The organism is Chryseobacterium sp. HNCC26DJ240, from assembly GCF_057180485.1.
Genome location: NZ_JBXUGK010000004.1, coordinates 250,753 through 274,351 on the forward strand (window position 1 = coordinate 250,753; position 23,599 = coordinate 274,351).

Genomic DNA, 23,599 nt, shown 5'->3' on the forward strand with positions numbered 1-23,599 from the left:
AAATGAAAAAATCAGTATTCAATATAGCCGCATTATTTCTAGGCGTAACTGCTTTTTCTCAAAATATCCAAACCGTGACCAATTCCAAAGGTCCGGTATTGGGGTATTCTGCAGATTCTGGTGTCAAGATTTTGACGGTTGGCGGAAATAAATTTAAAGATTTAAATAAAAACGGAAAGCTCGACAAATACGAAGACTGGAGACTTCCTGTTGACGAAAGAGCAAAAGATTTAGCTTCAAAAATGTCAGTTGAGCAGATTGCAGGATTGATGCTTTACAGCAGCCACCAATCTGTTCCGGCTCCTGCAGAAGGTTTCAGAGCAGGAAAATACAACGGAATGTTCTACAAAGAAAGTGGTGCAAAAGCTTTTGATTTGACAGACCAACAAAAGAAATTCCTAAAAGACGATAATCTTCGTCACGTTTTGGTAACAACTGTAGAATCTCCCGAAATTGCTGCAAAATGGAGCAATAATATTCAGGCTTACATCGAAGGTTTAGGTTTAGGAATTCCGGCCAATAACAGTACAGACCCAAGACATTCTGCAACGGTAACGGCAGAATTTAATGAAGGAGCAGGCGGACAGATTTCACTTTGGCCAGATGGTTTAGCAATGGGTGCAACTTTCGACCCTGAATTGGTAAAAAAATTCGGAAACATTGCCGCGCAGGAATACAGAGCGTTAGGAATTTCAACGGCTTTATCTCCCCAAATCGATTTAGGAACAGAACCTCGTTGGTACAGAATCGCTTATGTTTTTTCTGAAAGTCCGGAATTGACAGCAGATTTAGGAAGAGGTTACATCGACGGTTTCCAGACAACCATTGGAAGTAAAAATGGTTGGGGAAACAAAAGTGTGAATGCAATGGTAAAACATTGGCCTGGAGGCGGACCTGAAGAAGGCGGTCGCGACGGTCACTGGGCGATGGGAAAATACGCAGTTTATCCGGGAAATAATTTCCAGAATCACGTAAAACCTTTTACGGAAGGAGCATTCAAGCTCAACGGCGGAACCAAAGAAGCTTCTGCGGTAATGCCTTATTACACGATTAGTTTTAATCAAGATACCAAAAACGGAGAAAACGTCGGAAACGGTTACAGCAAATATTTAATCACCGATTTACTTCGTGGAAAATATAAATATGACGGTGTAGTTTGTACGGATTGGTTAATAACAGCAGACGAACCAAAATCTCCGGGAGGATTTGCGGGAAAACCTTGGGGAGCAGAAAAGTTATCAATTTCTCAACGTCATTATAAAGTTTTGGAAGCGGGAGTTGACCAGTTCGGAGGAAACAATGACAAAGTTCCTGTTTTGGAAGCGTATCAAATGGGCGTGAAAGAACACGGCGAAAAAGCATATCGTGCAAAATTTGAGCAGTCAGCCGTTCGTTTGTTGAGAAATTTCTTCAGAACCGGATTGTTTGAAAATCCTTACGTAAACACAGAAGAAACCAAGAAAATCGTTGGTAATCCTGAATTTATGAAAGCAGGTTACGAAGCTCAGGTAAAATCTATCGTAATGTTGAAAAACAAAGCCAATATTCTTCCAATTAAAGAAAGAAAAACGGCTTACATTCCAAAGAGATATTCTCCGGCAACGTTCAACTGGTGGGGAATTTACACCGGTCCATCTTTGGAATATCCTGTCGATATCGAGAAAGTGAAGAAACATTTTAACGTCACAGACGACCCTGCAAAAGCAGATTTCGCATTGGTTTTCGTGAAAAGCCCGCACAGTGAAGAAGGCGGTTACAGCGACGTCGACGCCAAAGAAGGCGGAAACGGTTATGTCCCGATTTCTCTTCAATATCAGACTTATACAGCAACCGAAGCTCGTGAAAAAAGTATCGCAGCAGGCGACCCTGTTGTTGCGCCAAATGTACACGACAGAACCTTCAAAAACAAAACTTCTACAGCAACCAATTTCACAGATTTGTTGGCCATAGAAAATGCTTACAAAGCAATGAACGGAAAACCTGTAATCGTTTCCATCACCGCTTCAAAGCCAATGATTTTTAACGAATTCGAAAAACACGCAGACGCAATTCTGATGAATTTCAATGTGTCAAATCAGGCAGTTGTAGATATCGTAACCGGAAAATACGAACCTTTAGGATTGCTTCCGCTTCAGATGCCTGCGAATATGGCGACGGTCGAAAAGCAGAAAGAAGATGTTCCTTATGATATGGAAACACACAAAGATTCCGAAGGTCACAACTACGATTTCGGGTACGGAATGAACTGGTCAGGTGTGATTAAAGACGTCAGAACTCAAAAATATCATAAGTAATAGTTCATCAAAAAATTAGTTAATTGATTTCTTGAGACCGGGCATTACGTTCGGTCTCATTTCTACAGTAATAATTTGGGCAGCTATTTCCGCCTTCCACTCCCAAACCTAACGAAGTGGTTCGACGAAGTCAATCTTTTTTGCAAGACGATTTCAGTTAAATAGAGCTTAAAGTTTATGCAAAAAAGGATTTTCGTTCAAGTCGGGCTGCGTGAGATTCGCTGTTAAAACTGACATTCAAAATCAACCGCATTTTTGTCTTTCCGTAGGAATCTCAATAATGATATTGGAATGTACGTCTAGATTCCTACGGAATGACAAACAACTGTCTTTGCTGAGTGAAACGCCTTTGCTAACTTAAAAACGACGAATCAAATAAAGAAAAACCTTTGCGCTCTTTGCGTTAAAAAATTTAAAATCAAAATGAAAAAATTCATCATAGCAAGTTTATTTCTTGCAGGATTAACGAGCACCAACGCTCAAAAACAAATTCCATTATACAAAGGAAAAGCTCCGGGAACAGAAAACTGGACGCAGAAAGAAGCACAGCAATTCAATGAATTGTTCAAAACAGAAGTTGTTTTCAATGTTACGCAGCCTTCAATTTTAGTTTTTGAAGCTGATAAAGCAAAAGCGAACGGAACGGTTATCGTTATCGCTCCGGGCGGTGGTTTCCAAAGTTTATCAATTAATCGAGAAGGAATTGATGTTGCCAAAAAACTAGCAGAAAACGGAATCACGGCAATCGTTTTAAAATACCGATTATTGGAAACAAAATCCAACGACCCTGCCAAAGAAATGATGGAAGGCATCAAAGACCGAAAAGCATTCGACGCAAAAACAGCTCCAATCAAAGTAATGGAAGGAGAGGACATCAAAACAGCAATTTCCTACATCAGAACCCACGCAAAAGAACTGAATATCAATCCTGAAAAATTAGGCGTTATCGGATTTTCTGCAGGTGCAAGTGTAATTTTGGAAAGTGTTCTTCACAGCAAAGATGCTACTACATTACCCAACTTCGCAGCTTCGATTTATGGCGGACCAAGTCAGGAGATTTTAGATACTGAAATTCCAAAATCATCTCTTCCAATGTTCATTTGTGCTGCAAGTGATGACCAATTAAAGTTAGCTCCAAAATCAGTCTTGTTATACAGCAAATGGCTGGAAGCAGGACAACCAACCGAACTTCATATCTACGAAAAAGGTGGTCACGGCTTCGGAATGGGAAAACAAAACCTTCCTGTTGACAAATGGTCTGATGTATATCTGGATTGGCTGAAGTTCCACAAATTTTTATAGCATTTGATTAAATCATAAAGATTGTACTGACTTCAATCTCACGCAGATTGAGCAAATTTTGCAGATAATAAAATTAAGAAATCTGCTTTATCTGAATAATCTGCGAGAGATTCAAAATACCATTTTGTACAGTCCCGAAGGGACGATTTTCTAAAGGATAGGATAAAATCCTATAAAAAAATCATCACCATTTTTTTAAATAAGCAATGAAATCAATTTTTAATATAGTTTCTTTTTTTGCGGCAATGGCTGTGTCCGCACAGTCTACTGCCGTGATTTCAGAAATGGATAAATATGTAAAACCTCGTTATCGTGTCATCGTCGACAATGATTTTAGCGGCGACCCGGACGGATTGTTTCAACTCGTTCATCAGATTCTTTCGCCTTCTGCGGAAATCAAAGGAATTATCGGCTCACATTTAAAACCGAATGACCCTTTTGATAAATCAAATATCACTGCCGAAAATGCGGTAAAAAGAGTGAATGTAACGTTAGAAGTGATGAATCTTAAAAACAAATTCAATGTTTTTCAAGGTTCAAATGACCAATTAAAAGATATCAAAACGCCAAACATTTCTGAAGGTGCAAAAGCAATCGTTGCCGAAGCGATGAAAGCCGATGAGAAAAATCCTTTGTTCGTGGTTTGTGGCGCAGGTTTAACGGAAGTTGCAAGTGCTTATCTTATGGAACCAAAAATCGCCGACAAAATAGTTGTCGTTTGGATTGGCGGTCCAGAATATCTGGATTTATCAACTCCGCCTCCTGGATTTACACCTTTAGAATACAATCTCGGAATCGATATTAAAGCGGGACAAGTCGTTTTTAACGAATCCAATTTAAACATCTGGCAAATCCCGAGAAATGCTTACAGACAAACTTTGATGTCTTACGGAGAACTTGTAACCAAAGTAAAACCAGAAGGAAAAACCGGAGCTTACTTAACCAAGAAAATCGAAGATTTAATGGAAAGAGTTCAAAAACTGAATTTCCATATCGGTGAAACTTATATTATGGGAGATTCCCCTTTGGTTTTGGTTACGGCTTTACAGTCTTCATTTGAAGCAGATTCTTCATCAAGTTCTTATGTCTTGAAAAACGCTCCGAAAATCGATGACAACGGTTTGTATCAATACAATCCAAAAGGAAGAAACATCAGAGTTTATACTCAGCTCGACACAAGATTGATGTTCGAAGATTTCTACACAAAACTTAAATTATTCAACAACAAAAAATAAAAATATAGAATTATGAAGAAGAATATATCAACGCTGATAGGACTTTCTCAGAAAGCAAAATATGCAGGAATGTTCGTGGCATTATTAGCAGCAACTCCTTTAGCAAAAGCTCAAAATAATCCAACCGTTACAGTTGGTGGAAAAACATTTAAAGATTCTAACAAAAACGGAAAACTGGATGTTTGGGAAGATACAAGACTTTCGGTAGACAAAAGAATTGATGCGATTATCAAGCAAATGACCAATGAGGAAAAAGTAAATCTCTTGATTGGTACTGGAATGCCCGGAATTGAAGTTCTGACTGGTCCTGTTGGAGATTCAAAACAAGGTTTAGTTCCCGGAGCAGCTGGTGGAACGGATTCTTTTGACAGATTCGGGATTCCTGCGACGATTGTTGCGGACGGACCTGCAGGTTTGAGAATTCAGCCAACCAGAGAAAATGATTCAAAAACCTATTACGCAACAGCTTTTCCTGTAGGAACAGCTTTAGCTTCAACTTGGAACAAAACTTTGTTGGAGCAGGTTGGAAAAGCGATGGGAAATGAAGTGAAAGAATATGGTGTTGACGTTCTTTTAGCGCCGGCTTTGAACATTCAAAGAAATCCATTGAACGGAAGGAACTTTGAATATTATTCTGAAGACCCTTTAATTTCAGGGAAAACTGCAGCTGCGGTTGTGAATGGAATTCAGTCTCAAGGTGTGGGAACTTCTATCAAACATTTTGCTGCGAATAACGAAGAAACCAATCGTTTAACCATCAATGCTCACGTTTCTGAAAGAGCAATGAGAGAATTATATCTGAGAAATTTTGAAATCACCGTTAAAGAATCTCAGCCCTGGACGGTAATGTCTTCTTACAATAAATTGAATGGTGTTTACACTTCAGATTCTAAAGATTTACTGACTCAGGTTTTGAGAAACGAATGGGGTTTCAAAGGAATTGTAATGACCGATTGGTTCGGAGGTTTCCCAGGATTTGAATCCATCAAAGACGGCGGACTTTCTGATGTGGTTAAGCAAATGAACGCAGGAAATGACTTGTTGATGCCGGGAATTCCAGCTCAGAAAAAAGTATTGTTGGAAGCTTTAAACTCAGGGAAATTATCTCAGGAAGTTGCTAATATTAATGCAAAAAGAATCTTGGAATATGTTTTCAAAACACCAACTTTTGCACAATACAAATACAGTAACGAACCTAATTTAGCTCAAAATGCTGAAGTGACGAGAAATGCTGCCGCTGAAGGAATGGTTTTACTTAAAAATGAAAAAAATGCTTTGCCTTTTGCTAACAAACAGAAAGAAGTTTCCTTATTCGGAGTAACTTCTTATGCTTGGATTACAGGTGGAACGGGAAGTGGAAGTGTGAACAACAAACATACGGTTTCACTTTTAGAAGGTCTGAATTCGGCAGGTTACAAATTAGACAAAGAACTGGTTGATTTGTACAAACCTCACGCAGAAAAAGAAGCAGCCGCAGAATTAATCGAAAGAAAGAAAAAAGGAATTCTTGGTCTTCCGGGAAGATTGTCTGAAATGAAAATTGATGATGCTTTCCTTGCTAAAAAAGCAGAAACTTCAGAAATTGCTTTTGTAACTTTAGGCAGAAACTCTGGTGAAGGCGGTGATAGAGTAGTGAATGAAGATTTCAATCTGGCGACAGAAGAAATCGAAATGCTGGACAAAATCTCAAAAGCGTTTCACGCAAAAGGAAAGAAAGTGGTTGTGATTTTAAACATCGGAGGTGTAATTGAAACTGCTTCCTGGAAAGATAAAGTGGATGGCATTTTATTAGCTTGGCAACCTGGTCAGGAAGGCGGACATTCTGTTGCCGACGTGATTTCAGGAAAAGTAAATCCTTCAGGAAAACTGACAATGACTTTCCCGGTAAATTATTCAGACCACGCTTCTGCAAAGAATTTCCCTGGAATTCCTGCGGATAATCCGAAAGATGTGACGTATCAGGAAGGTGTTTATGTTGGATACCGTTATTTCAATACGTTTGGTGTGAAACCTTCTTATGAATTCGGTTATGGGAAGTCTTATACGGATTTTGCTTATTCAAATACTAAAACAAATTCTAAGACTTTTAATAACAAATTAGAAGTTACGATTGATGTGAAAAATACAGGAAAAGTTTCCGGAAAAGAAGTGGTAGAACTTTACGTTTCAGCTCCAGGAAAAAATATCGACAAACCAAAATCTGAGTTGAAAGCTTATGCAAAAACCAAAGATTTGAAACCGGGAGAAACTCAAACGATTACTTTGACTTTGAATCCAAAAGATTTAGCATCATTTGAAACTGCAAAATCAGCTTGGATTGCAGAAGCTGGAAATTATAAAGTTTCTGTTGGAGCATCTTCTTTAGATATTAAACAAACTGTGGAATTCTCTGTTCCAAAGGAATTGGTGGTGGAGAAAGTTCAGCATATTTTGCCTGCTGATGATAAGTTTGAGGATTTGAAACCGTAAAGAGACACTTCTACAAGCTCAGTTTGACATCGCTAATACTAAGTTTTTTAGCAATGTCAGTCTGAGCGGAGTCGAAGACTTTTCAATTTAGAAAAAAAATCAATATTAAAATTGACTTTTAATGATAATGAAATTTTTTGAGGATTTATCGATAGTTATAAGATGTTAATCAGACTTAATTTTCAGTTTGAAAAATAGAAAAGTGCCACTTTAAGAAAAGTGGCACTTTTTTTTATCGAAAAAAAGTATCAACAAATAACTTGTAAATGATTTTACAGCATTAAAGCTTCAACTTATATCAAAAATTTTAAGATGAGTTTTAAATAGTTTTTAAATACAATTCCTGCAATTCCTCAGCAGAAAAGGCTTTTGACGGAAGATTTTGCACCAGTTCACCCTGTTTCATAATTCCGATATTGGTAGCGACACTCACAGCGTTGAAAATATCGTGGGTTGCCATTAAAATTGTGCGTCCTTCTTTTCCCAATTGACGAATGATTTCTGTAAATTCTGCAGTAGCAATCGGGTCAAGTCCGCTGGTAGGTTCGTCCAAAAGAAGAACTTTGGCATCTTTGGCGAGTGCGATGGCAATTCCTACTTTCTGTCTCATTCCTTTTGAATAACCGCCGAGAGGTTTTTCGTGAGCGATTTCCTGCAAACCGGTACGTTTTAATAATGTCGAAAGTTCGTTATTATTATAATTAAAACCTGCAATTTTTGAGAAGAAATCAAGATTTTCAATTCCGGTAAGATTCTGGTAGAGCAATACGGTTTCGGGAATATAAGCCAGATGTTTTTTGATTTTTTCAGGATGTTCCTTCACTGAAATATTATTGATAAATGCATCACCTGTAGTAGCTTTAATTAAACCTAACAGAATATTTATGGTTGTACTTTTTCCTGCGCCGTTTTGACCAAGAAGAGCGAAGATTTCACCTTCCTGAATTTCGAGATTTAAAGATTTTAAAGCTGTAAAATCGTTGTATTTTTTATGTAGATTGATGGTTTTTAACATAGCTTTCTGAATTTGATTTGTGAAAGAATTAAGAATAATGAAATGAAAATAAAGTAAGGAAGAAACACACCTAAAAGATTCGGTTTGCCAGAATCTGTAAAGGTTTTCACGGTTTGTTTAGTCCAGTCGATGGTTTTTCCGTTTACATTTTCAAAAATGGATGGATAGAAATACAGTCTTTGCTTTTCGTGGAAATTTTTCAAACCAATGGCATAGTTTAATTGGTTTTCCATTGCGGTTTTCGCAATTTCGCTTTGAATCAACTGTGTTTGAATGTTTGGTAAAAAATAACCTAAACAAATTGCAACATTGTTTCTTCGAAGCATTTTTTCATGATACTGTTTGGATGATTTTTCAGATTCCACATCTGCCATATGTTGCATTGCATAGTACCAGATGTAAGAATAACCGCTGTTTTCAGCAATTGTATATTGACTGAACTGCGGATAAATCGTATGGAATTTTTGCATCGTAGGAACTTTTGCTTCATCCCATTTGTTGTGATAACCTTCACGCTGTTCAATTTGCGCCTGCAAACCTTCATTCACCGGAATAAGTTTCTGAATCAACATATTTCCCGTCATTGGAATGATGAAATTCATCCCCATCCAGAAAATAACCAAAGCTAAGGCATTCCAGGAAGAAGATTTTTGATAACCTATTATCCAACGGCAAAGTGCAAACCAGAAAATAAGATAAAGTAAACCTGCCAAAGTGAAGAAAATAAAAGCTGAATCTACGGGAATTTTAATGTAAATAACGGCAACGATTAACAATAAAAAATAAACCGAACTTACTGCCATTAAACGAATCAAGAGTTTAGCATCAATCAGTTTTCGTAGATTTTGACTTTGAACAGAAAGCAGTTTCCAGGTTCCTTTTTCCTGATCTTCAGAAATGATGTTGTAACAAAACGCAATAATAACGAGCGGAAAAAGAAAAACCAGCACAAAAGAAAAGTCGAAATTCCCGACCGCTGCATTTGCCGGATTGAAAAAATCCGAATTGTTTTTCTGTTCCTCCAAATTCCGTATCGTCACGCCTTGAATAGAGGGATTTAAATCTCTTAAACCGATATTCAAAGCGGCCAGTTTTGGCATTTCATTCACCAGATTAAATTTCACATAATACAGCAAGAGACCAATATCGTCGCTGTGCAACGCTATATTTTTATCAAGGCTGTTTTTTTGATACGTTGCACTTTTCGCAATGATATCTTCGTTTCTGTCGAGGAATTTCTTACCGGTGTACAAAGAACTTAAACCTGCAAAAAGCAGAATCAGCAAAGAAATAAGGTAGGCTTTGTTGCGGTAAAACTGTTTATATAAATAATGTTTCATTAGATTAATTTTAAATTTTTAGCGCTTAATTCAACCATCAAAACACAAACTGTAAACCAGAAAATAATCGCCGCCAACGGAAGATGCTGATTGCTTAAACTTTCTTGTAGTGAAGTGAATTCATACTGGAAATCGGGAAATTTCTGCCAGTTCTCGTGACCTACCATAGCTGGTTTTTCGTCTTCTTTTGGTTTAATGTTGCTGATGTGTTCAATCTGAAGGTCATTCATCTGTTGAGCGAGTTTGTAACGGTAACTTTCCGCTTGATTCTGAAATTGCTGATACGCAAAATAATCTGTACCAGAAGCGGTCATCGAAACATTTTTTATCGCCATCACAGGATTCATAAATCCAAAAATTTCATTCAGCTTCTGCTGTTGATTATATTGATTCTGAAGCTTTTTCAAATGGTCAACATATAGTTTCGCACTGATTCTTTCGCCCTCTTTCATCACAATTCCGCCATAATTGACAGGAAGTTCGTCGGTAGTTTTTACATTGTATTTCGCCAGTAAAGAATCTTTAATATGTTTAAAATGCGGATCGTTGGGATTATGACTGTCGCCAACTTTCAAAACATCTTCTTCCACCTGCGTTTCAAAGGCAATTCTTGATGGAGTAGGATAAAGATTCTGCGCGGCGAACTGAACTCCTTTAGGTAAAAAAATCACGAGAATCAACCACGAACCAATTAAGCTAATTAAAGCCGATGAAGAAGCTTTACTTTGTGCAGAAATTAGAACCGTCAACGTACAGAAAAAGAAATAATATACCATATACGCCAGAAAAATCACCAATAATCTTGATAAAATATCAGCAAAATCACTGGCTTCTGCTATCGTTCCAATAATGAGGATAACCGGAATCACAGGAATTAAAAATACTAAAGAAAACTGCCAAAGTCCGAGAATTTTCCCCCACAAAATGGCTCTTGGAGAAGCGCCTTGAACAGTCAGGATTTTCAATGTCGCATCTTCTCTTTCACGGACAATCAATCCAAATCCAAGAAATAAAATAATCAAGGGAACGATTGCCTGAAGAATAAATGCCGAACTGAATGCTCCGAAACGAACGAGAATTCCTGAACTTCCCGCTTCAGAAAGATTGGCGGTATTTTGTTTGTGAGCTTCAAGGAAAATAACGTTTCCGAGATAATCATCCAGACCATTATCAAAAATACTCATCGGATGCCCGATTCTGAAGACCAGATAGCCGTAATGCGCCATTCTGTGTGGGTGTTTGTCGGGTCTGTGTTCCCAGTTTTCGCGCGTTTCTTTGCGGTATTCTTTTACTTTGGAAAAAGTTTCCGTGTATTTTGTAAATCCGATTCCGATGCTCAGAAAGCAAAACAGGAGAGCGGTAACGGCGATGAGCAGGTTTTGTTTGCTTTTAAATAAATCCTGCCGGGTTTTTCTTACAATGAGTTTCAAGTTTGAAAAAGCCATAGTTTAAAATTAAATCAGTTGTTTATAAAATGAATATATAGCTGAAATATATCCAGATATGATTAATCACGTAATGTAGATAGTTGGTTTTCAATAAATAAATAGAGTTTGTATTTCAGAAAATTGAAATACAGAAAACATCTACAAAATCTAAAAAGATATACTGAAAAGTAGCAGTTAAGAAATTAAGCTACAGAAATTGAAAAGCTGGGTGGTGCTCTCGATGAGAAATAATCGAGGAGGCAGCGATAGGTTTTTGCCTTTGCTTGAGGCGTTTCACTTTTGTTCAGTGTATTGAAAGCGAAATCCAGATTTTGAATTTCAGGAAGAAGACTTGCAGTCATATGTAAGTGCAAATCACACTGACATTCATCGTCCTGAGAAATAGTTTTCGATTTTTCTCCTTTAGAATGTTTTTTGTCAGCAGTTTTAGTGATCGAATGATTGGCGTGCTCTAAACAAACACTGATTCCGCTGACATTCGATAGAAAGATCAGCAACAGTGAAAAAACAAAAAAGGTTTTCAGTGTTTTCGGCATAAGAAGCAACAAAAGTAGGAATTATATTTTAGAATGCTTCTTTTGTAAACAAAAAATAATCTAATTAAAATCATAGTATTTACTATCGGCTTTACTTACTTCCTGATATGATTTCAGTTAGAAAAAAGCTGTAATTTAATTAATTACAGCTTCGTTTTGTCTTTTGCAAATTTTGAAATTTTGATTCAGAATGAGCGTTATGATTTAATGTATATGAGATGCAGAATTTTCTTATAAAGTCAGCTTCTTTGTTTTCGTATTAAAAACCATGTAATCTTCATCTTTTTTTGAATCTAGTTTTTCTAATTCGTTGAGTTGTATTAGTTTTAAATTTTTTGGCTTGTAAATTTTCACATCATTGGTCACATAATCCACAATTACTTTTTCTGCTTGATTAAAAGTAAGGTTGGGTGAAGCAAAACTAACGTTGCAAGTATAAATTACAGTGCTATCTTTTTTATTTACAACTCCCGAGTCTCCTGTGATTTTAAGTGAATCATCTTCTTTCTCCTGTGCAAAAATCAAAGTCGAAACAGTAATCATCACACCTCCCAAAAGTAGTTTGACATTCATCATAAATAAATATTTTTAAGGTTTATATAATTCAAGGTTTAAAAAATTGTTGGTCTTTTTAAGGCCTTCTTTTCTGCCCTTTTCAGCTTCTCTCATCATCTCTTCCTGAGAATAGCTTTTGCCATTAAAACTCATCGATGCAACCACACCTCCAGAATTGGATCCCATCGTTTGGCGCATATCCTTTACAGGATCTTTCTTATAATCCTGCCAGAATTTTTTGAATTTTTCTTCGTCTAAAGCAATTTCTTTTCCCAATCTGGCTTTTCTTTCAGGTTCATCAGAAGAAACTTTTTTGGTTCCAATCAAAACAAATGAATGATCAGTTTTAGAATCTTCAATCTTTACAATGAGCCCGGGAAGTCCGTAAAATTGGTGAGGACCATCCTGAATTGGCAGTTCGGGAGCAAACCATGCAATCCATTCTCTACCTGCAAATTTTGTTGTCGCTTTCTGTACTTTATAACCTAAAACTTCAGATTTTTCTGTGGAAACTTTCCATTCCGGTTTTTTTGAAATAGTAACAGCCAATGGGGTAGAGCCCGGTGTAGTTTTATAAACTGTTTCATAAGAAGGATATTTTTTGGTAACCTCAGACCTCACTACAGGCTGTGGCGTTCCTCGCATATCGATATGATTTCCTCCACCTGCCATCATTTGTTTTACAGAAGCATTCAGAATAGAGTCTGAGGCGATTTTTTTCTGACTTACAAATCTTGAACCTTCAGGTTTTGTTTCAAGAACCATGTTTTCAACAGTTACTTTATCTCTGTTGAGAGAATCTATTTTAAATTTGTATTCGTAAATAAATTGAGTAGACTGAGCAGAGAGCATTCCTGTCATCAAACAAAAAACTGCAGTAGAAAGTATTTTCATATAATATTTTTATATCACTTTAATTAGGAATAAAAGTAAAAAATTATTCCAGCAAAATCACTGTTCATTGAAAAAATAACAAATTTTAACCTTTAACTTAAAAATTTTAGAAAAACAGTATTGAAATTTAACAAATACCACACAAGTCATTTTGAAAAAACCGTGAATCCAGCAACATTATTTTTATCTTTACCTTTTAAAAATTTAAATAAATGAAGATTGAAATCTGGTCAGACGTGATGTGTCCGTTTTGCTACATTGGAAAAAAGAATTTTGAAAATGCTTTGGCTGAACTTCCGTTTAAAGATAAAATTGATGTTGAATGGAAAAGTTTTCAGCTTGATCCAAGTCTCGAAACAGGTGTGGCTACTACAACTGCAGAATATTTCAGAGATAAAAAAGGCTTTCCTGAAGCGCAGGCAAAACAGATGACCGCTCAGGTTACCGAAATGGGAAAATCTGTGGGGATTGACTTTAATTTTGAAAATGCTATCATTACCAATACTTTTCCTGCACATAAGCTCATTCATTTAGCTAAAAAAAACAATTTAGGAGCTGAAATGGAAGAAGAGTTATTTAAAGCTCATTTTCTTGAAGCAAAAAATATTGGCGATGAAAAAATACTTATCGGTTTGGGCGAAAATTTAGGTTTAAAATCTGAAGATATTTCAGCAGCACTTTCCAGCGAAGAAATAGATTTAGAAGTAAAACATGAGATCATCGAAGCCTCCCAGCTCGGCATTTCCGGTGTTCCCTTTTTTGTAATTGATCAAAAATATGGCGTTTCGGGAGCACAGCCTGTCGAAACTTTTAAAGAAGCAATTACACAGGCTTACAACGAAATCACAGTTACTCTGAGCAACAATAATGATGCTTCCTGTGGCGAAGACGGCTGTGAAATTTAAATTTGTGAAGCATAATAAACATGGGACTTGACTTGACACTGTTCTCAATTTCAAACAAAGCTAATTTTGTAATTGATAAAGCAAAATTGAATGTTGACTATGCAAACGATTTTGACAAAATTCAAGATACTGAACTTTTGAGATTGCATCTTAAAATGGTTCAAACAAACTCTGATGAAAATATAGAGCATGTTTTGTTAGAGCTCATCGAAGATTCCAAAATCGTTTTGTCGCATTATCCAAACAATAAAATTCAAAGTTATCAATTCTACAGTAAAACCAGAGGTTACGAAACCTTGAATTACCTTCTTGCTGAGTATTTCAAAGAAAATGGTGTCAATTTTATCTATGAAAAAATATTCTATTCTGGAATTGAGATCAATGAAGACCAGTATTCGAATCTCCAATATTTCGACAGTTTTAAAACTGAGGAAATTTCAAACATACTTCAACCAATAAATTTTTCAGATATTGAAAAGTTTTACGATTATCATAAAATTGAAGAAATGGTTTATAAAGCCACCCCGCCTGAAAAATTAGAAGATTTAAAAGCTGAATACGAAGATTTAAAGACATTTTTTAAAAATTCAACAGAAATGAAAGCTTTCCTTGTTATTAAGATCGATTAATACTTTAAAACCGACATATATTCATAATCTTATTTAAAATAAACTTCACCTTAACCTTAGCCTCTGCCTCAACCTAACATGATTCAATTTAATAAAGACCATCAATATCCTTTAGAAGATATTCTTTTTGTCTTCGCACTTGAATTCGAAGCCAAAGAAATGTTTAATCATACCCGAAAACTCATCACAGGAATCGGGAAAGTGACAGCTGCCATCAATCTCACGAAAGCCATTCACGAAAAACGACCGAAACTGATTGTAAATCTCGGATCTGCGGGCGGTTTTGGTTTTAAAAAAGGAGATGTGGTTTGCTGTACAAAGTTTATCCAGCGCGATATGGATGTGCAGGGACTTGGTTTTAAAAAATTTGAAACACCGCTTTCCAATATTCCAGTAATTCTTGAAAACGGTATCGAAATCGAGAATCTTCCGATCGGAATCTGCGGAACCGGCGACAGTTTTGAGACCAATCACATCAACACAGAATACAACGTCATCGACATGGAAGCTTATTCACTTGCTTTGATTGCGTGGCAGGAAAATATTCCGTTCATTTCACTTAAATATATTTCTGATGATGCCAACAGCGATGCCGCCGACGATTGGGCTGTGCAGGTACATCTTGCTGCGGAAGCTTTTAAGAATATTTTATTCAGGGAAGAACTGCTATAAATCTCAATTCAACTGATCTTTCGGGGCAAATAAATCAATTACTCATTTTTAAGAGAAAATATCGTAATTTTGTACCCTCAAATTATGACTGGACTTATAGAATATTTACCGTACGCTTTTGCTCTGATTGTAGCGATACCTTTTTTGGTTTTGCTGAGGCAGTTTGTGTACACTTACATCAACCTTAAAAATAAGGAATTACAGATGTTGAGCATAAAATCAAATTCAGAAAACAAATCACATTCTTATGAAAGAATGACGCTTTTTCTGGAAAGAATAAAACCTTCCAATCTCATTCAGAAATTTGATAAAGATTTGGCGATACACGAGTTTATCTTTCTTACAGAAAAATCTATCACAGAAGAATTTGAGTATAACGCTTCTCAGCAGCTTTACATCACAAAAAATTCATGGAAGAATATTGTTGATTCTAAAAATGCTGTTATAGAGCTTCTCCACAAAACTTACGACGGCATAAATAATAATGCCTCATTAAGCGACTATAAAACTGTTTTTCTGATGAATTTCATGGGCGAAAACGACTACATCGCCGATACCATCGAAGATCTCAGAAAAGAAATCATACTTATTGCATAAACTAAAAAATAATAAATTTATAATAATGACTCAAAAATTTACTGCACACCCTTGGCATGGAATTTCTGCAGGGGAAAATGCACCTGAAACCGTAAATGTTTTTGTAGAAATCGTTCCTTCAGATACAATTAAATACGAAATCGACAAAGAAACAGGTTTCATGAAAGTAGACAGACCTCAGAAATTTTCAAATATCATCCCTGCGCTTTACGGTTTTGTTCCACAGACGTACTGTGACCAAAGAGTGATGAAACTTGCTGTTGAAAGCGGTTCAACAGACGTTACAATGGGAGATCACGATCCTTTGGATATTTGTGTTTTAAGTTCGCACAATTTCAGTTCAGGAGGGATTCTGATGGAGGCAAGACCAATCGGTGGTTTTAAAATGATCGACGGCGGCGAAGCTGATGATAAAATTGTAGCAGTTTTGTTGGGCGATCATGCTTTTGGTCATTTCACAGATATTTCTGAACTTCCGGAAGCTGAAGTGAACAGATTGATGCACTACTTTTTAACCTACAAAAACTTACCAAACGAACCTGCAAAATGCAGAATTGATCAAGTGTATGGAGCTGTAGCTGCAAAAGAAGTTATAAACGCTTCAATGGAAGATTACAATGATAAATACGCAGGTTAATCTCTGATATTAAATATTTAAAGCAGGCAGTATTTGTCTGCTTTTTTTGTTTAAAGATTTGATTTCAAATGTTGCATTGCATCAATAATAATCTCATCTTTTTTCACAAAACTAAACCGTATAAAATCTGAATCCTTCTTATTTTGATAAAACGCAGACAAAGGCAAACACGACACTTTTTTTTCAACAGTAAGCCATTTTGAAAACTCTACATCGGTCATTGTTTTGGAAATATTTCTGAAATTAACAGTCTGAAAAAATCCTCCCTGTGATTTTTCATTTAAAATAAATGGTGTTTCGGCAATCATTTCACAAAAAACATCTCTCTTATTCTGCATAATTTTTCGGTTAACTTCCGGATCAAAAACATCGAGGTATTTTGCAATTGCGTACTGACACGGCGCATTGGTACTGTATGAAATATATTGCTGATGATTTCTAAATTTTATAAGTAAATCTGGCGCGGCCAAAAGATAACTCACTTTCCAACCCGTTGAATGAAACATTTTCCCGAATGAAAAAATGCTGAAAGTTTTTTTTCTTAATTCAGGATGTAAAAAAGCGCTGTAATGTGAATGCTCATCATAGCAGTAAATATCATAAATTTCTTCAGAAATCACGTAAATATTTCTCTCTTTTATTAAATCATAAAGATTTTGCCAATCATCTTTACCCCAGATTTTTCCGGTAGGATTTTGAGGTGTGTTGACGATGATTGCTTTTGTTTTTTCAGAAATAAGAAGCTTTAATTTCTCCCAGGAAATACTGAAATCATCTTCAACTTCATAAAAAACCGGAACGCCACCGTTAATCACGATTGAAGGAGCATAAGTGTAGTAAGAAGGCTGAATAATAATCACTTCATCCCCAAAATTTAAAATTGACTTTAAGGATGTGTACAGGGCAAAAGTAGAGCAGGGAACAATATTCACTTCCTCTTTCGAAATCAATACAGGATTTTGTCTGGAAGCATTAAATACAACAATTTTCTCGATAAGTAAAGGGTTTCCGGCAAGAGATTCATAGCTGTGTGAAATGCTGTCGGCAGATTCCTTTAAATAAAATCTGAGTCTTTCATCCACCTCAAAATCGGGCAATCCCAGAGACAGGTCGTAGCTTTGATTTTGCTTAGCAAGAAGCGACATCTCTGTAAAAAACGAATAATCAGTAAATTGTAAATTTGTTTCCATAGTTTCAATCAAATATATAAAAAAACTTAAGTTGTATAAGATTTTAGATATTTTTCTTAATTTTAGACAAATATTTTACATGAATAAAATTCTCTTGCCGCTTTTTTTTGCGGTTGTTCTTTCCTCTTGTGGCAGTACAAATTCTACTGCAGTAAAAACTGATTCCGCAACTGCTTCTGTAAGTACACCTAGTGGAAAAGAAGGCAAAGCTTATAAAACGGCATATCAGAGCATCAGTTTAGAAAGCCTTAAAAAAAATCTTACAGTGATTGCTTCTGATGAGATGGAAGGCCGTGATACCGGAAGCAAAGGACAGAAGAAAGCCGGCGAATACATGATTAATTTCTATAAGCAAAACGGAATTTCTTTCCCAAAAGCGCTTGGATCATTTTATCAGAAAGTTCCTGCGGCATACATGGCAAAGCGTGGTGGCGGAAGTCTTCCTGATTCTGAAAATATTTTAGCCTTCATCGAAGGAAGTGAAAAACCTGAAGAAATCATCGTGATTTCGGGACATTACGATCATGTTGGAAGCAGAAATGGGGTAGTGTACAATGGTGCCGATGACGACGGAAGTGGAACAGTTGCCGTAATGGAAATTGCAAAAGCCTTTAATGAGGCAAAAAAAGCAGGACACGGCCCGAAACGTTCTATTTTATTTCTTCACGTGACAGGAGAGGAGCACGGACTTTTCGGTTCTGAATTTTATACCGATAATCCTGTTTTTCCTTTAGCGAATACGGTTGCAGATTTAAATATCGACATGATCGGTCGTGATGACCCTGAGAATCGTGGCAAACAGTACGTTTATGTTATCGGTTCAGAAATGCTGAGCTCACAGCTGAAAGTGATCACTGAGGCGGCAAATAAAAACACCAACAGCCTTGAATTAAATTACAAATACGACGATCCTGCTGATACTGAAAGATTATATTACAGATCAGATCATTATAATTTTGCGAAAAACAATATTCCGGTAGCATTTTTCTTTGATGGAATTCACGAAGATTATCACAAACCAACTGATGATGTTGAGAAAATCGATTTTCCTTTGCTTCAAAAAAGAACTCAGCTTGTTTTTGCTACGGCTTGGGAACTGGCGAACAGAAAAGACAGAATTATAGTAGATAAAAAATAATAGTTTTTTAAGTATATAATTAAAGATGGATGTCCGTTTTAAATCACAAATATAAAATTAACATTCACTTTGTCATTGACTACGTCGAATCTTCGATTTCCGTAGGAATCTCAACGCACTTGAAAATAAAGCAGTTTAGATTCCTGCGGAATGACAAATAAACTGCTAAAACTATGATATTATTAGTAGTAGACATCACTTCAAATAAGTCTGTAAAATAAATTTTGCAGACTTTATTTTTATTTAAATTACAATTCCAGCGTCAGTATTTTCTCAATCATTTTCTGATTTAAACTTTCAGGCATAGAACGCATCAGGAAATTTCGAAGAGAATTACCTTTCACCCACTGCGAAATTTTTCCAATCTTCCAGCTGTTTTTGACAATGTAATCGACCTTTTTTCTTCTGATTTTCTGAAATTCATCAAAAATCAAATTTAAATCCTGACTTTTTTCCAAAAGTTTTCCAATCACATAAGCATCTTCCACCGACTGGCAGGCGCCCTGTCACATATTCGGGGTCGTGGCGTGAGCTGCATCGCCAATCAGACAGAGATTTTCAGCATACCATTTTGGAATAGGAGTGAGGTCGATAATATCGTTTAGAATTACATTTTCAGTTTTTGTTGATTCTAAAATTTCTAAGACTAAGGGATTGAAATCTTTAAATTCTTGAGTGAGATTATGGTTTACTTTAAATTGATTTTCATTGACCAAAGCATACCAGTATACCAGATTTCCCGAAAGTTTCACAAAACCGAAACGTTTTCCTTTACCCCAAATTTCCAAAGCATGATGATGGTCTTTTTCAGGAAGTTCAAAAGTGGTCAGTCCGCGCCAGCATTTTTGCCGAGCATTTCTGATGTTTCCCGTTTTTAAAATCTGGTTCCTGACTTTTGAGTGAATGCCGTCTGCTCCAAAAACAATTTTACTTTCAACCGCATTTCCGTTTTCAAATTCTAAATGATAATTTTCTTTCCTTGAAATCTGTTTTAAAGAATGATTTAATTTTATCTTTTCAATGCCAATATTTTCAGCTAAAATTTTCTGAAGTTCTGCCCTGTGAATCGCAACATTGCAGGAATTGAATTTCTTTTCCAAAGCCAAAACATTCGTCGTAGAAATAGTTTTCAGCTTTTCATCGGTAATCGAAATTCCATGAATTTTGTTTCCGGCATTTTCAATTTTCTCTTTTAAACCTAATTTCTCAAAGATCTGCATCGCATTTACAGCCATCATAATTCCGGCTCCGACAGGTTTTATTTCAGGAGCAGATTCGTAAATGGTAAAATCAAGATTGTGTTGCTTTAAGATATTACCTAAAGTTAAGCCACCAATTCCTGCTCCGATGATTGAGATCTGATTCATTTAATAATTTTCATTCTTTGTTTAGATGCCACGAATGCACGAATAATTTATAAAAATTCGTGCATTCGTAGCAAAATTATTTTAAATCTTTCAATTCGTCTAATAACTGATTTTGTTTATTGATAAAATTATCTAAACTGTCCGTTTTTAAAGGATGAGCATTTTGATATTTTTCGATTTCTGGAAGTGTTTTTCTGATTTTGAAGATAGTATGCTGATCTTGAATAATGCTTGTATTCTTATTAATTTGTACAATTAAATCTTTAATTTTCTTTGTTTTTAAATCATATCTTTCAGAACTGAATTTTATATCTCTCTCAATTTCTTTCTTTACCAAAGAATCAGTAATCGATCTGGTAAGCTGTTCTGCGTCATTATAATAACTGTCAGATTTATTGATTATATTTTCATATTCAGAAATAACAACATTTGTATTTTTAAATACATTTTCAATTTTTCGCTCCAAATCCTGCAACTTTTTATCATTTTTCAGCATTTCAGAATAAATATCCAAAACCAGATTTCCCTTTCCACGAGAACCTTTCAACGAAATTGAAGATGATGATTCTACATTTTCTACAACATTATCTTCTGAAGGTTTATTTTCAGGTTTTTCGGAACAGGAAAGTACTAATAAAAATAGGGCAGTTGAAAGTAATTTCTTCATGATTAATATTTTTAAAATATGGTTTAAAATTGTATATTTTCTCGCAAATCTTTCAAATCATGGAAATTTTCTCACAATAAAAAAATCTGCAAAATCCTAAAAATCTGCGTGAGACCTCAAGATATCCAAATTAGTTGAACAAACTTCAAAAATTGTTACAAAAAAACGGAGCCTGAAAAATTCAGACTCCGCTTAATAGTTATAAAAACTAAAATTATTTACCCAAATAAGATTTCAAAATCTTACTTCTGGTATTGTGTTTCAGTCTTTTAATTGCTTTTTCTTTAATCTGACGAACTCTTTCTCTCGTAAGATCAAAAGTTTCACCAATTTCTTCCAAAGTCATTGGATGTTTTCCGTTCAATCCGAAATACAGTCTTACCAAATCAGCCTCTCTCGGCGTCAAAGTGTTCAAAGCTCTTTCGATTTCAATCTGAAGCGATTCAAGCATCAAATCCTTATCTGGACTTGGAGATTCACCTGAACGCAAAACGTCGTATAAGTTAGAATCTTCACCTTCCACCAACGGAGCATCCATAGACAGGTGTCTTCCGGAGTTTTTCATTGATTCTTTGATGTCTTCCTCGCTCATATCCAAAACTTCAGCCAGCTCTTCGGGTGAAGGTGGTCTTTCGTTTTCCTGCTCAAGGTGTGCGTACGCTTTGTTGATTTTGTTGATCGAACCGATTTTGTTCAATGGCAATCTTACAATTCTCGACTGCTCTGCCAAAGCCTGTAAAATCGACTGACGGATCCACCAAACCGCATAAGAGATAAATTTGAAACCTCTGGTTTCGTCATATCTTTTTGCAGCTTTCATTAATCCTAAATTCCCTTCGTTGATCAAATCGGGAAGAGAGAGTCCTTGGTTTTGGTACTGTTTAGATACAGAAACTACGAAACGAAGGTTGGCTTTAATTAATTTCTCCAATGCGACTCTATCGCCTGCACGGATTTTTTGTGCCAAATCTACTTCTTCGTCTGCTGTAATCAGTTCTACTTTACCAATTTCCTGCAAATACTTGTCTAATGAAGCGGTTTCCCTGTTGGTAACCTGCTTGGTTATTTTTAGTTGTCTCATTTATTTTATGCTCAAAAATAGAGTTGCTATTATATTATACGTTTGAAACAATAAAAAGGTTACACCAGTTACAAAAATATTTTATTTAATTAAATTTTAGTACGAAAATAAGTTGTAAATTATTACGCTTAGAATATCTCAACCCTTCTTAATACTGAGTTTAATTTTTAGGAGCTTTATCCCGCTATCCACTGTATCTTTTTGGTGGCCGCCTCCATTGCATTCCGTCATCCACCAAAAAGGATGTCGCTTCTATCGGGGCTAGTTACAGTGGGATCTCAGAATTACATAAGTTTCAATCTACACTGATAATAAATAATTTTTTTGTTGAAAGCAAATAGGCTTTAGATAAATTCATTATTCATAGAATATCCACCCAGTTTGTCATCCTGTAAGGATCTAAAATTGAATCTCTAATACTATGTTGAGATGCTTTGACTTCGTCGAACCCAAAGGTTTCAGCATGACAAAGCATGCGTAAAATCATTACTTGAAAAAAAAGCGAAACCAAAGTTCCGCTCTATAATTTAAAAGTAAATTTAAATCTACTTTTTTAAATTCAACTTTCATAAAATATCCACAAGGTTTGTTATCCTGTAAAGATCTAAAATTGAATCTCGAATACTGTGTTGAGATGCTTCCAGCATGACAAACTAAGTGAAAAATTGTTACATTTAAAGCAAAAAAGCGAAACCGAAGTTCCGCTGTAATATTTTAGTGATAATTTAAAATTCACCATTGAGAATTCTCTATTCACTTTTTAATCATTCAAAATTGAATATTGACAATTGACAATTCACCCTTAAAATTCACTTTTAAAAAAGATCATTCAACAATTTTGCAAGTCTCAAACCTCCTTTCAGAAGCTGAACTTCCATAATATCATTAAATTTATACTGATAATCGTAAGACAATTTTGAGTCATTTTGCGTTTGTGCATAGATTTTATTGGCAATCTGATGAGAATCATACAACCAGTTTTCTAAAGTTCCAGACTGAATTTGTTTTACTTCATCCCTGGTTTTAATATCCAAAAGTTTTGCATACTCTGTGTAGCTGTATTTTTGAGAATCTACCAGTTTTCCATCCCAAACCGAATGTAGATTTGTTTTTTCTCCAAAATAAGTAACATTGATTTTGTTTCCTCCCAAATCTTCAGATCTTCCGGTGTGCATCGGCTGAGCTAAATCTCCCATCATGTGAATCAGGAAAATCAAAGCAATTTTTCTGTCCTTTTCAGACGTTTTTGCATCTTTAATCTGGCTTGATAAAACTTTAATTTGTGAATACAAATTTGCTCCTGCCTGAGCTTTCAAATCTTTTTCAAATGCTGTAAAATCTGTTTTAGGATCGATGTTTACGTAATGCCAGGCTGAAGCCTGCTTCCATGCTCCTGTTGTATCAGATTTAATAAAATCTGGCCAATTTGCCCAATATGCCATTCTTTCCTGTCCCAACATTTTTCTGAGTTCTCTTTTCGCCTTTCCGGAAAGATGATTTTCTGCAATCTCTGCAATCACTCGGTGCCCCGTCAATCCCCATGCATACGAATAGACCGAACTTGCAACGAATGCCAAAAGCAAAACTTTAGAATAAATACTTTTCATTTCTTAATTATTTTCAGACTG

General features: G+C 35.7%; 22 protein-coding genes. 10 read left to right on the plus strand and 12 right to left on the minus strand.

The features are described 5' to 3' along the window. Nucleotides 1–2 precede the first annotated feature (2 nt). From AC2A1G_RS09725 to AC2A1G_RS09740, 4 genes are all read left to right on the plus strand, one after another. Nucleotides 3–2,294, plus strand: a complete 2,292-nt coding sequence (locus AC2A1G_RS09725) for a glycoside hydrolase family 3 protein (RefSeq protein WP_484046724.1) — start codon at nt 3–5, stop codon at nt 2,292–2,294. A 423-nt stretch (nt 2,295–2,717) separates the two neighbouring features. After that, entirely contained in the window at nt 2,718–3,596 is an 879-nt protein-coding gene (locus tag AC2A1G_RS09730; protein ID WP_484046725.1) for an alpha/beta hydrolase, read from the plus strand. A gap of 206 nt (nt 3,597–3,802) precedes the next feature. Beyond that, nucleotides 3,803–4,831 carry a nucleoside hydrolase gene (locus AC2A1G_RS09735; RefSeq protein ID WP_484046726.1) on the plus strand — a complete coding sequence of 343 codons (1,029 nt, stop codon included), beginning with the start codon at nt 3,803–3,805 and terminating at the stop codon, nt 4,829–4,831. 12 nt (nt 4,832–4,843) lie between these two features. Continuing rightward, nucleotides 4,844–7,300 carry a glycoside hydrolase family 3 C-terminal domain-containing protein gene (locus tag AC2A1G_RS09740; protein WP_484046727.1) on the plus strand — a complete coding sequence of 819 codons (2,457 nt, stop codon included), beginning with the start codon at nt 4,844–4,846 and terminating at the stop codon, nt 7,298–7,300. 319 nt (nt 7,301–7,619) lie between these two features. Here the strand turns inward: AC2A1G_RS09740 and AC2A1G_RS09745 are convergent, their stop codons facing one another. From AC2A1G_RS09745 to AC2A1G_RS09770, 6 genes are all read right to left on the minus strand, one after another. Beyond that, complete coding sequence (locus AC2A1G_RS09745; protein WP_484046728.1) at nt 7,620–8,315, minus strand: ABC transporter ATP-binding protein; 696 nt, start codon at nt 8,313–8,315, stop codon at nt 7,620–7,622. Further along, on the minus strand, nt 8,309–9,655 hold the full coding sequence (locus AC2A1G_RS09750) for a DUF3526 domain-containing protein (protein WP_484046729.1): 1,347 nt from the start codon (nt 9,653–9,655) through the stop codon (nt 8,309–8,311). Before AC2A1G_RS09750 ends, AC2A1G_RS09745 begins: the two co-directional genes overlap by 7 nt. Continuing rightward, on the minus strand, nt 9,655–11,100 hold the full coding sequence (locus AC2A1G_RS09755) for an ABC transporter permease (protein ID WP_484046730.1): 1,446 nt from the start codon (nt 11,098–11,100) through the stop codon (nt 9,655–9,657). The genes AC2A1G_RS09750 and AC2A1G_RS09755 overlap by 1 nt, the downstream gene beginning before the upstream one ends. A 185-nt stretch (nt 11,101–11,285) precedes the next feature. Further along, entirely contained in the window at nt 11,286–11,639 is a 354-nt protein-coding gene (locus AC2A1G_RS09760; protein WP_484046731.1) for a hypothetical protein, read from the minus strand. A 231-nt stretch (nt 11,640–11,870) separates the two neighbouring features. Next, nucleotides 11,871–12,212, minus strand: coding sequence for a hypothetical protein (locus AC2A1G_RS09765; RefSeq protein ID WP_484046732.1), 342 nt, complete (start codon nt 12,210–12,212; stop codon nt 11,871–11,873). A gap of 15 nt (nt 12,213–12,227) precedes the next feature. Beyond that, nucleotides 12,228–13,088, minus strand: coding sequence for a GLPGLI family protein (locus tag AC2A1G_RS09770; RefSeq protein ID WP_484046733.1), 861 nt, complete (start codon nt 13,086–13,088; stop codon nt 12,228–12,230). A gap of 212 nt (nt 13,089–13,300) precedes the next feature. Between AC2A1G_RS09770 and AC2A1G_RS09775 the strand changes: the two genes are divergently transcribed. The 5 genes from AC2A1G_RS09775 (at nt 13,301) to AC2A1G_RS09795 (ending at nt 16,528) form a co-directional block, all read left to right on the plus strand. After that, nucleotides 13,301–13,993, plus strand: a complete 693-nt coding sequence (locus AC2A1G_RS09775) for a DsbA family oxidoreductase (protein ID WP_484046734.1) — start codon at nt 13,301–13,303, stop codon at nt 13,991–13,993. Between the two features lie 20 nt (nt 13,994–14,013). After that, nucleotides 14,014–14,622: a DUF1877 family protein gene (locus AC2A1G_RS09780; RefSeq protein WP_484046735.1), complete on the plus strand. Its 609-nt coding sequence runs from the start codon at nt 14,014–14,016 to the stop codon at nt 14,620–14,622. A gap of 78 nt (nt 14,623–14,700) precedes the next feature. Further along, the gene (locus AC2A1G_RS09785) at nt 14,701–15,294 is read left to right on the plus strand and encodes a 5'-methylthioadenosine/S-adenosylhomocysteine nucleosidase family protein (protein WP_484046736.1); all 594 of its coding nucleotides are present in this window, start codon (nt 14,701–14,703) and stop codon (nt 15,292–15,294) included. A gap of 84 nt (nt 15,295–15,378) precedes the next feature. Next, nucleotides 15,379–15,891: a DUF7935 family protein gene (locus tag AC2A1G_RS09790; RefSeq protein WP_484046737.1), complete on the plus strand. Its 513-nt coding sequence runs from the start codon at nt 15,379–15,381 to the stop codon at nt 15,889–15,891. A gap of 25 nt (nt 15,892–15,916) precedes the next feature. Continuing rightward, nucleotides 15,917–16,528: an inorganic pyrophosphatase gene (locus tag AC2A1G_RS09795; protein WP_262147541.1), complete on the plus strand. Its 612-nt coding sequence runs from the start codon at nt 15,917–15,919 to the stop codon at nt 16,526–16,528. Nucleotides 16,529–16,578: 50 nt separating this feature from the next. On the opposite strand, the gene AC2A1G_RS09800 is transcribed toward AC2A1G_RS09795, so the two are convergent. Continuing rightward, nucleotides 16,579–17,718 carry an aminotransferase class I/II-fold pyridoxal phosphate-dependent enzyme gene (locus AC2A1G_RS09800; RefSeq protein WP_484046738.1) on the minus strand — a complete coding sequence of 380 codons (1,140 nt, stop codon included), beginning with the start codon at nt 17,716–17,718 and terminating at the stop codon, nt 16,579–16,581. Between the two features lie 79 nt (nt 17,719–17,797). On the opposite strand from AC2A1G_RS09800, the gene AC2A1G_RS09805 reads away from it, so the two are divergent. Further along, nucleotides 17,798–18,856: a M28 family metallopeptidase gene (locus AC2A1G_RS09805; RefSeq protein WP_484046739.1), complete on the plus strand. Its 1,059-nt coding sequence runs from the start codon at nt 17,798–17,800 to the stop codon at nt 18,854–18,856. Nucleotides 18,857–19,104: 248 nt separating this feature from the next. Here the strand turns inward: AC2A1G_RS09805 and AC2A1G_RS09810 are convergent, their stop codons facing one another. The 5 genes from AC2A1G_RS09810 to AC2A1G_RS09830 form a co-directional block, all read right to left on the minus strand. Continuing rightward, the gene (locus tag AC2A1G_RS09810; RefSeq protein ID WP_484046740.1) at nt 19,105–19,329 is read right to left on the minus strand and encodes a hypothetical protein; all 225 of its coding nucleotides are present in this window, start codon (nt 19,327–19,329) and stop codon (nt 19,105–19,107) included. A 33-nt stretch (nt 19,330–19,362) separates the two neighbouring features. Further along, a complete protein-coding gene (locus AC2A1G_RS09815; RefSeq protein ID WP_484046741.1) occupies nt 19,363–20,223 on the minus strand; it encodes an FAD-dependent monooxygenase in 861 nt (286 codons plus the stop codon). Nucleotides 20,224–20,299: 76 nt separating this feature from the next. Then, on the minus strand, nt 20,300–20,890 hold the full coding sequence (locus tag AC2A1G_RS09820; RefSeq protein ID WP_484046742.1) for a hypothetical protein: 591 nt from the start codon (nt 20,888–20,890) through the stop codon (nt 20,300–20,302). Nucleotides 20,891–21,104: 214 nt separating this feature from the next. Next, nucleotides 21,105–21,971 carry a sigma-70 family RNA polymerase sigma factor gene (locus AC2A1G_RS09825; RefSeq protein ID WP_034757900.1) on the minus strand — a complete coding sequence of 289 codons (867 nt, stop codon included), beginning with the start codon at nt 21,969–21,971 and terminating at the stop codon, nt 21,105–21,107. Between the two features lie 815 nt (nt 21,972–22,786). After that, a complete protein-coding gene (locus AC2A1G_RS09830) occupies nt 22,787–23,578 on the minus strand; it encodes a S1/P1 nuclease (protein WP_484046743.1) in 792 nt (263 codons plus the stop codon). Between the last annotated feature and the right edge of the window lie 21 nt (nt 23,579–23,599).

What these genes read in the sequence shown, in the direction of transcription:
- AC2A1G_RS09725 (WP_484046724.1), top strand. Translation starts at nt 3, where the DNA reads ATGAAAAAATCAGTATTCAATATAGCCGCATTATTTCTAGGCGTAACT.
- AC2A1G_RS09730 (WP_484046725.1), top strand. Translation starts at nt 2,718, where the DNA reads ATGAAAAAATTCATCATAGCAAGTTTATTTCTTGCAGGATTAACGAGC.
- AC2A1G_RS09735 (WP_484046726.1), top strand. Translation starts at nt 3,803, where the DNA reads ATGAAATCAATTTTTAATATAGTTTCTTTTTTTGCGGCAATGGCTGTG.
- AC2A1G_RS09740 (WP_484046727.1), top strand. Translation starts at nt 4,844, where the DNA reads ATGAAGAAGAATATATCAACGCTGATAGGACTTTCTCAGAAAGCAAAA.
- AC2A1G_RS09745 (WP_484046728.1), bottom strand. Translation starts at nt 8,315, where the DNA reads ATGTTAAAAACCATCAATCTACATAAAAAATACAACGATTTTACAGCT.
- AC2A1G_RS09750 (WP_484046729.1), bottom strand. Translation starts at nt 9,655, where the DNA reads ATGAAACATTATTTATATAAACAGTTTTACCGCAACAAAGCCTACCTT.
- AC2A1G_RS09755 (WP_484046730.1), bottom strand. Translation starts at nt 11,100, where the DNA reads ATGGCTTTTTCAAACTTGAAACTCATTGTAAGAAAAACCCGGCAGGAT.
- AC2A1G_RS09760 (WP_484046731.1), bottom strand. Translation starts at nt 11,639, where the DNA reads ATGCCGAAAACACTGAAAACCTTTTTTGTTTTTTCACTGTTGCTGATC.
- AC2A1G_RS09765 (WP_484046732.1), bottom strand. Translation starts at nt 12,212, where the DNA reads ATGAATGTCAAACTACTTTTGGGAGGTGTGATGATTACTGTTTCGACT.
- AC2A1G_RS09770 (WP_484046733.1), bottom strand. Translation starts at nt 13,088, where the DNA reads ATGAAAATACTTTCTACTGCAGTTTTTTGTTTGATGACAGGAATGCTC.
- AC2A1G_RS09775 (WP_484046734.1), top strand. Translation starts at nt 13,301, where the DNA reads ATGAAGATTGAAATCTGGTCAGACGTGATGTGTCCGTTTTGCTACATT.
- AC2A1G_RS09780 (WP_484046735.1), top strand. Translation starts at nt 14,014, where the DNA reads ATGGGACTTGACTTGACACTGTTCTCAATTTCAAACAAAGCTAATTTT.
- AC2A1G_RS09785 (WP_484046736.1), top strand. Translation starts at nt 14,701, where the DNA reads ATGATTCAATTTAATAAAGACCATCAATATCCTTTAGAAGATATTCTT.
- AC2A1G_RS09790 (WP_484046737.1), top strand. Translation starts at nt 15,379, where the DNA reads ATGACTGGACTTATAGAATATTTACCGTACGCTTTTGCTCTGATTGTA.
- AC2A1G_RS09795 (WP_262147541.1), top strand. Translation starts at nt 15,917, where the DNA reads ATGACTCAAAAATTTACTGCACACCCTTGGCATGGAATTTCTGCAGGG.
- AC2A1G_RS09800 (WP_484046738.1), bottom strand. Translation starts at nt 17,718, where the DNA reads ATGGAAACAAATTTACAATTTACTGATTATTCGTTTTTTACAGAGATG.
- AC2A1G_RS09805 (WP_484046739.1), top strand. Translation starts at nt 17,798, where the DNA reads ATGAATAAAATTCTCTTGCCGCTTTTTTTTGCGGTTGTTCTTTCCTCT.
- AC2A1G_RS09815 (WP_484046741.1), bottom strand. Translation starts at nt 20,223, where the DNA reads ATGAATCAGATCTCAATCATCGGAGCAGGAATTGGTGGCTTAACTTTA.
- AC2A1G_RS09820 (WP_484046742.1), bottom strand. Translation starts at nt 20,890, where the DNA reads ATGAAGAAATTACTTTCAACTGCCCTATTTTTATTAGTACTTTCCTGT.
- AC2A1G_RS09825 (WP_034757900.1), bottom strand. Translation starts at nt 21,971, where the DNA reads ATGAGACAACTAAAAATAACCAAGCAGGTTACCAACAGGGAAACCGCT.
- AC2A1G_RS09830 (WP_484046743.1), bottom strand. Translation starts at nt 23,578, where the DNA reads ATGAAAAGTATTTATTCTAAAGTTTTGCTTTTGGCATTCGTTGCAAGT.